General features: G+C 72.5%; 14 protein-coding genes, 1 tRNA gene and 2 pseudogenes. 6 read left to right on the forward strand and 11 right to left on the reverse strand.

The features are described from left to right. Positions 1-99: 99 nt before the first annotated feature. Positions 100-561 (forward strand): annotated as a pseudogene (locus ACGFIZ_RS16415) (transposase); the annotation flags it as partial. A gap of 167 nt (positions 562-728) precedes the next feature. On the opposite strand, the gene ACGFIZ_RS16420 reads toward ACGFIZ_RS16415, so the two are convergent. Further along, on the reverse strand, positions 729-1634 hold the full coding sequence (locus ACGFIZ_RS16420; protein WP_393419999.1) for a LysR family transcriptional regulator: 906 nt from the start codon (positions 1632-1634) through the stop codon (positions 729-731). 230 nt (positions 1635-1864) lie between these two features. Between ACGFIZ_RS16420 and ACGFIZ_RS16425 the strand changes: the two genes are divergently transcribed. Beyond that, positions 1865-2842 (forward strand): C-terminal binding protein, encoded by a 978-nt coding sequence (locus ACGFIZ_RS16425; RefSeq protein ID WP_393420001.1) that lies wholly within the window; start codon positions 1865-1867, stop codon positions 2840-2842. 593 nt (positions 2843-3435) lie between these two features. On the opposite strand, the gene ACGFIZ_RS16430 is transcribed toward ACGFIZ_RS16425, so the two are convergent. Beyond that, a complete protein-coding gene (locus tag ACGFIZ_RS16430) occupies positions 3436-4821 on the reverse strand; it encodes an IS1380 family transposase (protein ID WP_393420003.1) in 1386 nt (461 codons plus the stop codon). Between the two features lie 148 nt (positions 4822-4969). After that, positions 4970-5494, reverse strand: coding sequence for a DinB family protein (locus ACGFIZ_RS16435; protein ID WP_347666086.1), 525 nt, complete (start codon positions 5492-5494; stop codon positions 4970-4972). A gap of 82 nt (positions 5495-5576) precedes the next feature. Here ACGFIZ_RS16435 and ACGFIZ_RS16440 point away from each other — a divergent pair, with 82 nt between their 5' ends. Further along, on the forward strand, positions 5577-5780 hold the full coding sequence (locus ACGFIZ_RS16440) for a hypothetical protein (protein ID WP_393420005.1): 204 nt from the start codon (positions 5577-5579) through the stop codon (positions 5778-5780). A 31-nt stretch (positions 5781-5811) separates the two neighbouring features. On the opposite strand, the gene ACGFIZ_RS16445 is transcribed toward ACGFIZ_RS16440, so the two are convergent. The 3 genes from ACGFIZ_RS16445 to ACGFIZ_RS16455 all read right to left on the reverse strand — a co-directional run bounded on the left by ACGFIZ_RS16445 (position 5812) and on the right by ACGFIZ_RS16455 (position 7423). Further along, positions 5812-6963, reverse strand: a complete 1152-nt coding sequence (locus ACGFIZ_RS16445) for a polysaccharide pyruvyl transferase family protein (protein ID WP_393420007.1) — start codon at positions 6961-6963, stop codon at positions 5812-5814. A 71-nt stretch (positions 6964-7034) separates the two neighbouring features. Next, positions 7035-7250, reverse strand: coding sequence for a GNAT family N-acetyltransferase (locus ACGFIZ_RS16450; protein WP_393420009.1), 216 nt, complete (start codon positions 7248-7250; stop codon positions 7035-7037). Next, the gene (locus tag ACGFIZ_RS16455) at positions 7208-7423 is read right to left on the reverse strand and encodes a hypothetical protein (protein ID WP_393420011.1); all 216 of its coding nucleotides are present in this window, start codon (positions 7421-7423) and stop codon (positions 7208-7210) included. Before ACGFIZ_RS16455 ends, ACGFIZ_RS16450 begins: the two co-directional genes overlap by 43 nt. Positions 7424-7535: 112 nt before the next feature. Between ACGFIZ_RS16455 and ACGFIZ_RS16460 the strand changes: the two genes are divergently transcribed. Then, positions 7536-8471: a phosphotransferase family protein gene (locus ACGFIZ_RS16460; protein WP_393420012.1), complete on the forward strand. Its 936-nt coding sequence runs from the start codon at positions 7536-7538 to the stop codon at positions 8469-8471. 30 nt (positions 8472-8501) lie between these two features. Here ACGFIZ_RS16460 and ACGFIZ_RS16465 read toward each other — a convergent pair whose 3' ends face one another. Continuing rightward, positions 8502-9299 carry an alpha/beta fold hydrolase gene (locus ACGFIZ_RS16465; RefSeq protein WP_393420014.1) on the reverse strand — a complete coding sequence of 266 codons (798 nt, stop codon included), beginning with the start codon at positions 9297-9299 and terminating at the stop codon, positions 8502-8504. 257 nt (positions 9300-9556) lie between these two features. Here ACGFIZ_RS16465 and ACGFIZ_RS16470 point away from each other — a divergent pair, with 257 nt between their 5' ends. Both ACGFIZ_RS16470 and ACGFIZ_RS16475 read left to right on the forward strand, forming a co-directional pair. Then, entirely contained in the window at positions 9557-9736 is a 180-nt protein-coding gene (locus tag ACGFIZ_RS16470; RefSeq protein WP_393420016.1) for a hypothetical protein, read from the forward strand. 11 nt (positions 9737-9747) lie between these two features. Further along, positions 9748-10575 (forward strand): annotated as a pseudogene (locus ACGFIZ_RS16475) (PP2C family protein-serine/threonine phosphatase); the annotation flags it as partial. Between the two features lie 101 nt (positions 10576-10676). Here the strand turns inward: ACGFIZ_RS16475 and ACGFIZ_RS16480 are convergent. The 4 genes from ACGFIZ_RS16480 to ACGFIZ_RS16495 form a co-directional block, all read right to left on the reverse strand. After that, positions 10677-10751 (reverse strand) — tRNA-Val (locus ACGFIZ_RS16480). Between the two features lie 82 nt (positions 10752-10833). After that, positions 10834-11301, reverse strand: a complete 468-nt coding sequence (locus tag ACGFIZ_RS16485; protein WP_393420018.1) for a peroxiredoxin — start codon at positions 11299-11301, stop codon at positions 10834-10836. A gap of 101 nt (positions 11302-11402) precedes the next feature. Next, positions 11403-11840: a DUF3052 domain-containing protein gene (locus ACGFIZ_RS16490; RefSeq protein ID WP_347666078.1), complete on the reverse strand. Its 438-nt coding sequence runs from the start codon at positions 11838-11840 to the stop codon at positions 11403-11405. Positions 11841-11952: 112 nt separating this feature from the next. Continuing rightward, the gene (locus ACGFIZ_RS16495) at positions 11953-14832 is read right to left on the reverse strand and encodes a transketolase C-terminal domain-containing protein (RefSeq protein ID WP_393420021.1); all 2880 of its coding nucleotides are present in this window, start codon (positions 14830-14832) and stop codon (positions 11953-11955) included. Positions 14833-14862 lie beyond the last annotated feature (30 nt).

Consider the following 14862-nt stretch of genomic DNA (forward strand, 5'->3'; position numbering starts at 1 on the left):
TCAAGTTCCTGAAGCGGCAGATGTACGGCCGAGCCGGCTTCGCGCTCCTACGACAACGAATCCTGCTCGCATAGACCAGTCACCCCGACCACCGTCTCTGTGTCAGAGCCGAAAATCGGACAGGCCCCGTCGGGGTGCTGCCCGTCGTCACCGGCATCGCCGTGCACGACGGCTACACCCCCTACCGCCGCCACGGCCTCGCTCACCAGTTGCAACGCCCACCACCTGCGCGAACTCGCCGGGATCCCCGATACCGACCCGGGACAGGTGTGGGCCGAGCAGATGATTCGGTTGTTGTGCGAGATCAACGACACCACCCGGTACGCCCGAACCGTCGGCGCCCATGCCATCGACGATCGGCTACTGGAAACCTACCGACGCCGCTACGGCACCATCATCGCCGCTGGCAGGGCAGCCAATCCCCGCCCGGCCGGACACGGGGCCCGGTCCCCGGCGGTGAACCTGCTCGCCCGTCTCGGCGGGTTCGCCACCGACGTGATGCGCTTCGCCCACGATCTACGCGTGCCGTTCGACAACTCCCTCGCCGAACGGGACATCCGCATGGTCAAACTCCGACCAGCGGCGGGCTACGTACCTGGACCGGAGCCCAGACGTTCTGCGCCATCCGCAGCTACCTGTCCACCGCCCGCAAACAGGAAACAGCGCTCTCGACGCCCTCACTCAACTCCACAACGGACACGCCTGGACCCCCGGAACCAGCTGAACAGTTACGCTCGTTCCGCGAGCAGCAGGAGAGTGTGGCGAGCGATCCGCACGGCAGGTCGCGCGTCATCGACGCGCCATGCAGCACGCAGGTGCACATCCGGCATCCGCTCCGCGTCGCTCTCGGCGAGCGGGAGGAAGACGACGTCAGGGCTGCCCAGCCGCTGCCCGACCGACGACAGCGCCAGGTGGAGGCCGACGCCCGCGCTCACCAGGGCAATGCACGAATGGGTGTCGGGCGCAAACTGGACGCGATCGATCGACGAGCCCGTGGCGTACGCCAGCCGCCGCAGCCGATCGGTCGTGACAGAGCCGCCGGCGGCGGGCAGCGCCACGAACGACTCGTTCTTGACCTGCTCGAACGACACTGCCGCCATGGCCGCCAGTCGATGAGCGGCGGGAATCGCGATGGCCAGCCCGTCGCGGCGCATCAGGTGTGTACCAATACCGGGCGGAGTGTGGTCCCATCGGCCCAACGCGAGATCGATCTTGCCGTCGATCAGCCGCTCCATCGAGGGACGCGACAGCGTCTGCGACGACAAGTCAAGCCGGACGCCGGGGTGGTTGCGCTTCATCATGCGCGCGAGCCGGGCGATGATCGGGTGCGCCGCGACCCCGCTGAACTCGATCGCAACGCGCCCGATCTCGCCGCTGATCGCACCACGAACCGCCGCCTCGGCACGATCCAGCGCCTCCAGCGCGGCAATCGCCGGCTCGCGAAGCGCCTCGCCCGCGGGCGTGAGCTCAACCGAACGCGTGGTGCGCTCGAACAATGCCGCGCCGAGTTCGTTCTCGAGGCTCTTGATCGTGCGGCTCAGCGGCGCTTGGGCCATGAAGAGACTCTCCGCGGCCCTACCGAAATGGAGTAGCTCAGCGACCGCAAGGAACGCCCGCAGTTGCCTGACCTCCATCGTCCCTCCTCCGCACCCGCGTCGACGTTCCATCCTGCCGCGCGAGGCGCACGCATACGAGAGCGCATCTCGATTCTTCCGCAAAAGACAACGGATTATAACCGGTTGCGAAAGGGAACGGGACGTCACGCCAGGAGGCAGGAGACTCGACTGACGCACCGATGGGTTCGTCGGACGCCGAGCACCGAAGCCATTGCCACGGACCCCACCGAAAATCCAAAGAAGGCCAGATGTCTCAGACGCACAGCACAACGACTGTTACGCAGGAGAGGCTCTCCGGCGTGATCCTCGTCGCCCCCCATCAGTTCCCCGGGCTGGAACGCGAGAAGCGCCTCGCCGAGGAGTTCGGGATCGAACTCGTCGCCGCTCGCGACGTCCAGGAGTTCCGAGCGAGGATCCCTGAGGCAGCGGTGATCCTTCTGACCCCGTACGCAAAGATCGAGGCGCGGGATTTCGAAGCCATGCGCCATTGCCGCGCCGTTGTCCGCTACGGCATCGGCTACGACAACGTCGACGTCGACGCCGCTCGCCGTGCCCGTGTTCCAGTGTCGATCGTCCCCGGAGCATCGAGCCTTGAAGTCGCCTCACACGCCCTTGCGATGGGCATCGCCCTCGTGCGGCGGATTCCACAAGGCCAGAACGCCATCGCTTCAGGTGGATGGGCCGGGAATCTCGCGTTCGACGCCCCAAAGCTCGACGAGCTGAGGGTGGCGGTGATCGGCATGGGCCGCATCGGCCGACAGGTCGCGCTCTGGTATCGCGCACTGGGCGCCGACGTCCGCGTCTACGACCCATTCATCGAGGTCTCGGACTTCCCGGCGGCTCCACTCGACGAGTTGCTCGTCACATCCGACATCGTCTCGCTCCACGTCCCGCTGAGCAAGGACACTGCCAGCCTCATCTCAGCGGACGTGTTGACCCGGATGCCACGCGGCGCGGTTATCGTGAACGTCTCACGCGGCGGCCTCATCGATGAATCCGCGCTCGCCGAAGCTCTACGAACCGGGAGAATCGCCGGCGCCGGCCTCGACACCTTCGGACAGGAGCCTCTCCCCTCCGAGCATCCCCTGCGATCGGCGCCGAATCTCATCCTCACCCCGCACATGGCCTGGCGCTCCAATCGGGCACTCGACGCGCTACAGAACGGCGTGATCGAGAGAGCACGGAAAGCGCTCCTCGGAGAGCCGCTTCTCGACGTGGTCACCTGACCAGTCGGCGCCCACTCCATTCCCAACTGGATCTCTAACCTGCGCGGCGCGGCCGGGAATTGGTGGATTTCTCCTTCTCGGGGGTCGGTTTCCCGGCTTCGCTTCTGGTGACGGTGTGGACATCGCAGCGGCGGGTGGGTTGGCGATTGGGCGATCCGGGTGGCTGTCCGGGTCCTGGCCGGGCGGGTTTCGCGCGGCGGCGGTTCAGGCGCGAGCCTGTCGCACAGCTTTCGATCTTCAACTGTCAAGTGGTCCTCTGTCTGGCGTCATGGCGAAAGATCCTGTTCAGGTTGTGTACCGCGTCGAGGAGTTTGATCTCAGTGTCGACGGCGGCAATCACGCCCTCTTGACTGGCCACGGAGACCAGGGCGTCGGCCCGTACCCGCTCCGGGGCAGGGCGCCTTCCCACAGCATGGCCACGACCGCTTCCGTGGTCAGACCCGGATCCGCGGATAGCAGAGGCATGATCGGGATAGATGGGCGGTGGCTGATGAGTGGTGTGGTGTTTCGGTCGGCGGGTATGCCGGTGGCCCGGGTTGCGCCGGGTTCGCTGGTCTCCATGGGCTGGGTCGAGGGCCGATAGGGGCGGGTGGTCAGGTCCAGATGGGTAGCCGGCGTAGTCGGGCCAGGACCTGGGCCAGTAGTTGTTGACCGGGTGGTAGCCGGAGGGTGATCTGTCCGGCGTGGCGGACCAGCCGGGCCGGCACGATCAGCAGCCGGTGGCGCAAAGTTCCCAGGTGTGCCCGGCTGCGGCCGTCACCGCCGTCAAGGCCTGCCAACTCCTGTAACCAGGCGGACAGGTTCACAGCCAGCAGCGCGCCCCACATCCACACGGTGTTGGCCGTCCGGCTGGCCGAGGGCAGGTGCCGCAGTGCAGCGCCGTGCTTGGCATCGCGGATACGATCCTCGATGTCGGTGCGCATCCGGTGCCAGGCCTCGGCCTCGACCGCCTTGGCGGGAGTGGACACGTCCAGGTTGGTGGCGATGAACGAGTACGCGTACACGTGCTCGACCAGGCCGTCCAACGCCAGGGCGAGCTGGCCCTTGGGGATGGTGCGCCGGCGGCGGGCGCGCGGGTCGGTGGAGATGTCCCGCGCGCGGACTTTCACCCGCCGCACCACGCACACGGTGCCCGGCGGCCAGCCGGCCGGTGCGTAGTCACACACGGCGACCTGGGCGCCTTTCATCCGCTTGGCCTTGCGCCACGCACGATCCGGGATCGCGGCGGCGGCCCGCCAAGCCGCGGGGTTGCGGGTCACCCCGAGAGAGAAGTCGCAGCCAGCCTTGACCGCGGCCTGCGCGATGTCCTTAGCGAAGTAGCCCACATCACCGCGGACCCTCGGCCGGACAGTGCCCCCGGCCGCGCGCAGCGTGGCCACACTACGTTCGATCAGCGACCCTGCCCCGGAGCGGGGATCCTCATCGCCGGCAAGCAGGTCCGCGGCGGTCACCACCCCGGCCTCCGCCCAGCAGGCCACATGCGGCCGCCCGGCCCGGGCGCCCTTGTAGCTGTAGGCGATCCCTGCCTTCTTCGACCCGTAGCACTCGACGTCGGTGCCGTCCAGATCGATCGTGGCCGTCCCACCGCGCAGCGCGGCCCGACGGGCGGCCGGCAACAACCCCAGCACCCGGCAGACGATCTCCCCGATGCCTTCCTCGATGCCGGCCAGCTGCATCGGGCCGAACCGGCCGGCCAGACCCACCGCGGTCGTCGAGGCCGGCGTCGTCACCACCGACAATGCCTCCCCAGTCGTATCCGCCCGGCGACGATCCAACCCAGTCCAAAACTCGGCCCCGAACATCTGCGCCTGCGACACCGCGACCAGGAACCCGCCCGCGGGCAGGCCCCGATCCCGCTGCTTGATCACACCGACCGCGTCATCCAACACGGCGATCACACCCAGCCGACCGACCAACTCGGCCACCGCGACCACACCCGAGACCGGGGTCAACGACGCGTCCGGAGCGCCGATACCCACCCGGCCAGCCAAACCAGGTATCTTCCTCACCGAACGGGTGTCCTTCCGCAGCGACGGATTGGTGTCTCGACAATCCCAATTGTCCCTGCTGGCAAGGCATCCGTTCATCTATGCCACACGGTTTTGTCCTCCTAACCGCGGATCCGGGTCAGAGCGCCCCGGTCGAACCGTCGGTCAGCTCGCGCAGGATGTCGGCGTGGCCCGCGTGCCGGGCGGTCTCCTCGATCATGTGCGTGAGGATCCAGCGCAGCGACACCTCGCCGAGCTGCGGATGGGGCACGACGTGGTCGAGGTCGAAGCGCGCGGCGATCTCCCGGGACCGGGCGCAGGCCCGCTCGTAGCCGGCCGCGAGCGACTCGATGGTGTCCGACCCGTCCAGGGCGAAGCTCGCCGTCGCCTCGTCCTCGCTGGTCAGGTAGACGTCGCCGGGCCCCGGATCGAGCAGGCAGACGAACCAGTTCCGCTCGACCAGGGCCAGGTGCCTCAGCAGCCCGGCCAGGGTGGTCGCCGACGGCACCAGTCGGCGCCGGGCGTCGGTGTCGGTGAGGCCGCGCACCTTGCGCAGCACGATCGCGCGGTGGAAGTCGAGGAACGATTCGAGCACGGCACGCTCGTCGCCGGCGCGGGCCCGCACCACCGGCTCGACGATGGGATCGACAGGTATTCCGGCCATTCCCGAACGGTAGCCCAGCGGCACCCGGCGGCGGCACGGCCATCACCCTGCGGGGCGACCGCCGCCGGGGCAGGATGGGCCCATGGCATCAACGGCAGAGATCCCGCTGGCGGGCGGCGCGGCCGACGGACAGACGGTCACGGTCGAGCTGGACAGCAACGGCCGCCCGCCGCTGACCCACCACCACGTCGGGGAGCGGGGGCTGGCCGAGGCCGACATCTACGAGCTGGAGTCGGTGGGCGACCGGGACGGGTGGCTCTACCGGTGGCGGGGCCCTGCCGTCTGATCCGGCGCGTCCTCCCCGCTCCGCCCCGGCCTCAGCTGCGGCTCGGCACCGCCAGCCGCCGGGAACGCAGGCTCTCCAGCACCGCGCCGGTCACCTGGGAGGTGCCCCGGGCCTGGTCGCAGACGTCGGCCACCCGGCGGGCGGTCTGCGCGGCGCGCTGCTCCCGCTCGTCCCAGAGCCGGTCGACCTCGGCCAGCAGCGGCCCCTCCACCTCCCGTTCCACCCCGCGCAGCGCCGGCACGCCGAGCCGCTGCGCCAGGTCGAAGACCTTCCCGGCGTACGGCAGCGGCAGGAACGGCGTGTTCACCATCGCCGCGAAGATCAGGAAGTGCAGCCGCATGCCGACGGCGAGGTCGAAGTGCCGCATCAGCCCGAGCACCTGCCGGGGCGAGTAGTCGCCGTGCAGGACCCGGCCGCGTTCGGCGGCGGTCATGTGCGACATCACCCCGTGCGAGTGCCGGATGTCGTCGCGTTCCATCGGCACGAACAACACGTACGCGTCGATCCGGTTGATCAGGAAGTCGGCGATCTGGGCGATCAGCCGGTGGTAGCCGTCCACGTCGAGCCGTTCGGCGGCGCGGCCCGGCTCACGGACGCTCATCCCGACCAACCGCTTGCCGGCCGGCACCCCCTCCTCGCGCAGCAGCTCCTCGGGGAACTCCTGCGGCTCCAGCAGGAACGCCGGGTCGGCGGTGACCGTGACGGGGTTGGTCAGCCCGGCCTCCTCCAGCACCATCCGGGACTCCTGGTCCCGCACCGTCACCTCCACGGCGCCGGCCAGCGTCTCCCGGACCATTCCGGTGTCCACCGTCTCGGAGAGCGGGCCTACCCCGACCGCGTACGTGAGCAGGGGCAGCCCCCGCTCCTGGGCGACCCGGACCACCCGCAGGTAGCGGCGGGCCTCCCGGTCGTAGAGGATGCCGCCGCCGCCGAGGATCAGCAGGTCCAGCCCGGCGAGCACCTGCGCCGAGTCGACCCGGCTGACCCCCTCCCACGGCACCGCCTGGACGTCGGGGTGCTCCCTGGCGGTGTGCTCCGGGTTGCGCGAGAAGACGACGATCCGCGCGTCCGGTTCGTGGTGTCGCAGGTCGGCCAGGAGGCCGGTGAGGATCGCCTCGTCGCCGAGGTTGCGCCCGCCGTACGAGCCCAGCACACCGATCGTCAGCCCGGTGCGGTCCGCCATCGCCTCGCTCCTCCCAGCGGGGTGCCTTCCGGGTGGCGTTCCCGCTGCGCCCGGGGGCATGCCCGGGGCGGTCAGCGCGGCGGCGCCCCGCCGAAGTCCGGGGTGAGCGGCTTGCGCATCTGCTGGTTGGTGACCTCGAAGCCCAGGCTCTCGTAGAGCCGGATCGCCCTGGTGTTGTGGGCGAAGACGTTCAGCCCGAGCTGGTCGTGCCCGAGTCGGCCCACCTCGGCCTCCGCGAGCGGGATCATCCGCCGTCCGTGTCCGCGTCCCCGGTGCGCCGGATGCACCTCGATGTTGTGGATCCAGGGCGTGCTCGGACGGGCCCGGGGCCGGGCAGGCTGACCCAGATCCAGCCGACCTCCACCCCGTCGTCCAGGGCCACCCGCAGCAGCGTGCCGGGGGTGGCCACCCCGTCGGGCAGCAGCTGGCCGATCCGCAGGGCGGCCTCGGCGCCGGTCATGATGCGCCACGTCGCCGGGTCGTCAGGCGGGGCGGCCCGAGACAACCGGAAGCGCCCGCCTCGGGCGGCTAATCGGTTGCCCCACCGGTGCAGCCTGCGCCACGGTGGCCCGATGGGCGAAACGACGCGTACCCGGATCGGCTGGACGGACCTTCCCGAGCACGTGCGGGCCGGGGTGGAGCGGATCATCGGCGACCGGGTCGTGGCGGCGCAGTCGCAGTCCGGCGGCTGGTCCCCCGGCAGCGCCGACCGGGTGCGCACGGCCGGCGGCCGGCGGGCCTTCGTCAAGGCCGTCAGCCCGGCGCAGAACGACCGGAGCCCGGGCATGCACCGCGCCGAGGCGCGCAACGCCGCGGCGCTGCCCGCGTCCGCCCCCGCGCCCCGGCTGTGGGGTTGCCACGACGACGGCGAGTGGGTGGCCCTGGTCTTCGACGACGTGGCGGGCCGGCACCCGGCCACCCCGTGGAGCGGCCCGGAACTGGACGCCGTGCTGACCGCCCTGGAGGCCATGGCCACCGCGCTCACCCCCGCGCCGGTCGCGCACGCGCCGACCGCCGCCGAGCGCCTCGGGTACGACTTCGCCGGCTGGCACCGCATCGCCGCCGACCCGCCCGAACGCCTCGACCCGTGGGCGCGGGCCCACCTCGACGAGCTGCGTGCCGGCGCCGACCGGGGTGTCGCCGCCCTGGCCGGCGACACGCTCTGCCACTGCGACCTGCGCGCGGACAACCTGCTGATCGGCGCGGACGGCGGGGTGAGCGTCGTCGACTGGCCGTGGGCGTGCCGGGGGCCGGCCTGGCTGGACACCGTCCTGCTGCTGGTGAACGTGCGGCTGCACGGCGGCCACGACACGGAGGCGCTGCTGCGCACCCGGCCGATGACGGCCGACGCCGACCCGGCCGACGTCACCGGCGTACTCGTCGGCCTGGCCGGCTTCTTCGTCGACGCGGCACGGTACCCGGCGCCGGCGGGCATCCCCGGCCTGCGGGCGTTCCAGCAGGCCCAGGCCGACGCCCTCCTCCCCTGGCTCGCCGCACGTCTCGGCTGACCGCACGTCGGCGCCACGCGGCGGCCCGGCTCAGGCCGGCTCGCGCACCTGGGTGGTGAGGAACGGGAGCACCACGGCGGGTAACGCCGGCGAGCGGACGATGTCGTAGTGGGTCAGCCCCGGCAGCACCGCGAGGCGGGACGCCGGCCGGGCCGCGCCGTCCCCGCCGGCGTCGCGCCGGCCGCCGCCGAGCAGCCCGAAGAACTCCACCACGTGGGCCGTGGAGACCGAGTCGGCGTCGGCGAACACCAGCAGGACGGGGACGGTCAGGGCGGCCACCTCCGCCGACCAGTCGTAGTCGCGGCGGAGCAGGTCGCCGGACTTGACCCAGAGCGCCGGCCAGTCCTCGGGACGGGGGGCGATCCGGGCGTACAGCTCGTGCGACGGGGTGCCGCGCATCCGCTCGGCGGCCTGCTCGTCATGGGCGGCCATGGCGGCCAGCACCTCGGGATACCAGCCCTGGCTGCGGCAGGGCGCGGAGACCACCACCAGCCGGCGCACCAGCGCGGAGTGCTGGATCGCCACACGCAGGGCCACCCCGCCGCCCAGCGAGTAGCCCATCAGGTCGACCTCGCCGAGGTCGAGACGGCGGATCAGCGCGGCGACGTCGTCGGCCATCGACTCGTACCGCAGCGGGCGGTCGACGTCGGCCGTGCGGCCGTGCCCCTGGAGGTCGACCGCGATCACCCGCCGTCGCCCGGTCAGGGCGGGCAGGACGGGCGCGAACGTCTCCGCCGCGCCGAACCCGCCGTGCAGCAGGACCAGCGGGCGGCCGGAGCCGTGCACCTGATACCACAGCGACAGCCCGTTGACGTCGGCATGGGGCATCGGGGCACCTCCGGCTCCGGCGGGTAACTCGTCGGGACCGATCCAACACCAGCCGTACGACGTCCGGGCCGACCGCCGGCCGCGTCCCGCCCCGACCCGTCCGAACCCGCCGTGCGGTGGCGGCGGCCGGCCGACGGCTGGGGCATGATTCTCAGGATGGACGACGAGCCGGGCCGAGCCGGCCCCGCCGCACTGCCGGCGCGGGGCCCCGCCGGGCTGTCCACCGAGAGTCTTCGACGAGCTGCTCGACCGGGTCCGTGACCTGCAGCACGTCGACCGCCGCCATCCTCCTGCTCGACGTGCACGCCCGTCAGCTCGTGGCCACCGCCGCCAAGGGGCTGGAGGAGGAGGTGCGACAGGGCTTCCGGGTCTCCGTCGGCGGTGGGTTCGCCGGCCGGATCGCCCTGGCCCGCCACCGGTCATCATCGAGGACGTGACCCCCGACCGGGTGGTCAACCCGATCCTGCTGGAGACCGGCGTCCGGTCCCTGCTGGGCGTACCGGTCTTCGCGCACGGCGAACTCGCCGGCGTCCTGCACGTCGGCACCCTCACGTTACGCCGGTTCACCCCCGACGAGGTCCGGCTGCTCGAACTGGTCGCCGACCGGGTCGGCCAGGCCAGCCGGGCCCGGGCGAACAGCCTGGACCACAACGCCGCCCTGGCCCTGCAACGCAGCCTGCTCCCCACCGAACTGCCCGACGTACCCGGACTGGAGATGGCCGCCCGTTACGTGCCCGGCCACGTCTCCGGAGTGGGCGGGGACTGGTACGACGTGTTCACTCTCCCGTCCGGTTGGGTCGGGGTGGTCATCGGTGACGTGTCGGGCCACGGGTTGCAGTGGGCGGTGGTGATGGGCCGGATCCGCAGCGCGCTGCGCGCGTACGCGCTGGTCTGCGACGACCCGGCGGAGGCGCTGAGCCTGCTGGACCGGAAGGTGGTCCACTTCGAGACCGGCAGCCTGACCACCGCCCTGTACGCGATGATCTCTCCCGACGGCGCGACCATCCGCATCTCCGTGGCCGGGCACCTGCGCCCGGTGCTGGTCGCGCCCGACCGACCGGCCGCCCTGCTCGCCGCGCACGTCGACCTCCCGCTCGGCACCGGCCGACGGCCGCCGGCCCGGCGCACGGCGGCCCTGGACTTCCCGCCGGGAGCGGTGCTGGTCTGCTACACCGACGGGCTCGTCGAACGCCGTGGCGAGCTGATCGACGCCGGCCTCGCCCGGTTGCGGGCCGCCGTCCCGCTGGCACCTGCGGACCAGGTGTGCGCGGCCGTCATGGCGGCCCTCGACACCGAGCGTCCGACCGACGACATCGCCATGCTGGCCATCCGCCGGGTGTCCGACCAGGCCACCACGGCCGGGGTGCTGGTGGTTGGTGGTGGGCGCGGCAGGTTTCGAACCTGCGACCCCTCGCTTGTAAGGCGAGTGCTCTCCCACTGAGCTACGCGCCCGGAACGCCCCGCGCGGCGGGCCGGAGTCCGGCAAGTTTACCTGCCGGGCCCCGGCCCGTCGCAACGGCGTATCTGGGTGGGATCAGGCGGCCGCGGCCTCCGCGAGGGCCTTGCGCCAGCCCTGCTGGTCACGCGCCTCGCCGGGCATGTTCATCTCGGCGAAGCGGACGACGCCCGCCTTGTCGATCACGAACGTGCCCCGGTTGGCGATGCCCGCGACGTCGTTGAAGACGCCGTACGCCTGGGCCACCGCGCCGTGCGGCCAGAAGTCCGCCAGCAGCGGGAACTGGTAGCCCTCCTTGTCGGCCCAGATCTTGTGGCTGTAGACCGAGTCGACGCTGACGGTGAGCACCTGGACATCGTCGTTGACGTACTCGTTGAGGTTGTCCCGCACCTCGCAGAGCTCACCCTGGCAGATGCCGGTGAACGCGAGCGGGTAGAAGACCAGCAGCACCGTCCGCTTGCCGCGGTAGTCCGACAGCCGGACCTCCTGGTTGTTCTGGTCGTTCAGCACGAAGTCCGGCGCCTCGGCGCCAACCTCGATCGGCATGGTACTCCTTGGGGGTGTCAGGTTTAGGGGTGGCGTCAGCCTGCCATACCCGGCACGCCCCGTCTACTGTGGCCCGGCCCGCGGAGGGGCCGGTACGCCGACTACTTCTTGGCCTTGGTGCCCCGGCGCAGCACGAGCCGGGCGCCGCTCCAGTCCCGGCCGGCGTTGACCGTGGACGTCTGCTGCAGGCCGGCGGTGGGCGCGGACTCGGCGATCTCGCTCGGCTCGACGTGACCCTCCCGCCCGGCCTTGGGCGTCAGCAGCCACACGACGCCGTTGTCGGCCAGCGGGCCGAGGGCGTCGACGAGGAGCTCGAAGAGATCACCGTCGCCGTCGCGGTACCAGACCAGCACCGCGTCGACCACCTCGTCGGTGTCCTCGTCGACCAGCTCTCCACAGCGGTCGGTCAGGGCGTCCCGGAGATCCTGGTCGACGTCCTCGTCGTACCCCATCTCCATGACGACCATCCCCGGCTCGATCCCGAACCGGTCCGCCAGGCTGCGTACCCCGTCGGCGGCCTGACCAGCGGTCGCGCTCACTGTCGCGTGCCTCCTCATCTCATCCCTGCTCGCGGCATCGCTGCGACGCCGTCAGGCAAAGTCCACACACTTGTGCCTCCCTGCGCAAGTGGCGCACCGGGTGGAACGGAATTTACCGCGCCAGCAGCGTACGGGCACCCTGGGTGATGGCTTCCTCGGAGACCAGCACCTGGCGGGCCGCCGGACCTAATGGTACAAACGAGTCAACTCCGGCAACTCGTCGCGCCGCGCCGACGTACCCGCCGTCGACCAGCGCCGCGATCACCCCCTCGCCGACCCCGCCGGAGCGGCGCGTCTCGTCCACGATCAGCACCCGGCCGGTCGCCGAGGCCTCCCGGACGATGTCCGCCACCGGCAGCGGAGCGATCCAGCGCAGGTCCACCACGCGGGTGCCGACCCCCTCGTCCGCCAGGGTCGCGGCGGCGCGCAGCGACATCCGTACGCCGTTACCGAAGGTGATGATCGTGACGTCCTCGGCCGAGCCGACCCCGTACACCCGGGCCCGGCCGACCGGCACGTGGGCGCCGGCCCACGCGCCCGGCTCCGCGTACCCGGCCAGCCACTCCCCGTCGCCGTCGGCGTACAGGTCGCGGGTGTGGTAGAGCGCGATCGGCTCCAGGAAGACGCACACGCTGCCGTCCACCGCGGCGCTGGCCAGGCAGGTACGCAGCATCGGCGCCGCGTCGTCCGGCCGGGCCGGCACCGCGATCACCAGCCCCGGCACGTCGCGCAGCACGGCGAGGGAGTTGTCGTTGTGGAAGTGCCCGCCGAAGCCCTCCTGGTACGCCAGCCCGGCCACCCGGACGACGAGCGGGTTGCGGAACGCCCCGGAGGAGAAGAACCGCATGGTGGCCGCCTCGCCGCGCAGTTGGTCCTCGGCGTTGTGCAGGTACGCCAGGTACTGGATCTCCGGCACCGGCAGCAGCCCGGCCAGGCCGGCGCCCAGCCCGAGGCCGAGGATCGAGGTCTCGTCGAGCAGCGTGTCGAAGACCCGGGCCGGGCCGAAGCGGTCGCGCAGCCCCTTGGTCACCCCGTACACGCCGCCCTTGGCGGCCACGTCCTCGCCGAAGACGACCACGCCGGGGTGGTCGAGCATGCCGTCGGCGAGCGCCGCGTTGATGCTCTGGGCGAGGGTGAGCGGGCCGGCCAGCTCGGGCGGCCTGCCGCCGAACGCCGCCAGGCGAGCCGCCGAGTTCGGCCCGCCGGCCCGCACCGCCGCGTCGGCCACCGCGCGGGCCACCCGGGCCGGCCGCCGGGGCGCGATCTCGGCGACCACGTCGGCCGCCGAGGCCAGCTTAGGCTCGCCGATCACCTCCTCGGCGATCCGGCGTACCTGCCAGCCGCGCTCGTCGTACCGGGCCAGCAACTCCTCCCCCGTGGCCACGCCGGCCGAGGCCAGCAGCCGCGCGGTGGCGAGCACCGGGTCCCGCGCCAGGTCCGCGGCGATCTCGCCGGGACTGCGGTACGCGGTCTCCGCGTCCGCCCCGGCGTGCCCCATCAGCCGTACGGTTGACAGGTGCAGCACGGCGGGCCGCCGGTGCCGGCGCACCCAGCCCGCCGCCTCCACGGCCGCCTCGTACGCCCCGATCGCGTCGGTGCCGTCGGCGGCGAAGTAGCGGATCCCCGGCTTGGCCCGCAGGGTCGCCTCCACCCAGCCCCCCGGCGAGCGGACGCTGATGCCCAGGCCGTTGTCCTCGCAGACGAAGAGCACCGGGATACGCAGTCCCGTGTGGTCGTACCAGCCGGCGGTGTTGAACGCGGCGGTGGCGCTGGCATGGTTGACGGAGGCGTCGCCGAACGAGCAGACCACGATCGCGTCGGGCGGCCACGGCGACCGGGGCGTCGCACCGTCGTCGCCCGCCCGGGCCGCCGCCCGCCGCGCCGCCGGATCCCGCCGGCGCAGCCGCTCCAGCGCCAGGCCCATCCCGACGGCCCGGGGCAGGTGCGAGGCGATGGTGGAGGTGGTCGGCACGACGGCGAGGTCGGCGTGGCCGAACACCTTGTGCCGGCCACCGGCGATCGGCTCCCGGGCGGAGGCGACCACGCCGCGCAGCACGTCCCGGGCCGCCCTCGCGTACGCGTCCTCGGGGCCGTCCCCGGCGACGGTGGCGCCGAACGGCCCGACGCCGGCGGGGGTGGACTCCCCGTCGCTCGCCGATCCGCCGGCGGCCCGGGCCCGGACGACGGCGCCCTCGGCTCCGGGCCCGGTGCCCTCCCCTCCGGGCCCGGCGCCCTCCCCTCCAGGCCCGGCGCCCTCCCCTCCAGGCCCGGCGCCCTCCCCTCCGGCCGGGCTCCCGTCCAGCGCGGCGGGGTCGCCGGATGCGGCAGGGTTCCCCGGGCCGGCAGGGCCTTCTGCCGGACCGGCAGGGTCCTCTGCTACGGTCGCGCCCCCGGCCAGCGCGGCGAGGTCGGGGGCGTCCCGGTCCCCGGCGGCGGCGGGCCGGTCAGGGCGGGGCCCGACCCCACCCCCACCCGCAGCGGGCCAGTCAGGGCCGGACCCAGCCTCGTTCCCGCCCACGGCAGGCCGGTCAGGGCCGCGCCCGACCCCACCCCCACCCACGGCGGGCCAGTCAGGGCCGGGCCCAGCCTCGTCCCCGCCCACGGCATCTCCGGTCGTCGCCGCGGCCGGCGGGAAGGCCACCTCGCCCGCGGACTGCGCCGCCCGGAGGCAGTAGAACGCGCCGGAGCGGTAGTGCAGCAGCGCCGGGTCGCCGGGGCGCAGCGCGGCGGCGACGGCCGCGTTGCCCTCGTGGCCGGCCGAGCCGATGGTGTAGAAGCCCTCGCCGAAGCTGCGCAGCCACCGCGCGGCGAGGTCGAGCTGCCGGCTGGTGACCTGGGCGTCGAAGAGGTCCAGCAACTGGGCTCCGGTCAACGGCGAGCCGTCGCGGACGGGCTCGGCGGGGTCGGCCCGCCGCGTCGCGGGCGCGAGCGCGCCGAGGGCCTCCCGGAGCCGGTCGTCGAGATCTTGCGGGGTGGTCACGTCGGACAGCATTACCGACGCGGGCTCACCTCGCCCACCCGG

It is taken from the genome of Micromonospora sp. NPDC048830 (assembly GCF_043198215.1).
GTDB lineage: Bacteria > Actinomycetota > Actinomycetes > Mycobacteriales > Micromonosporaceae > Micromonospora.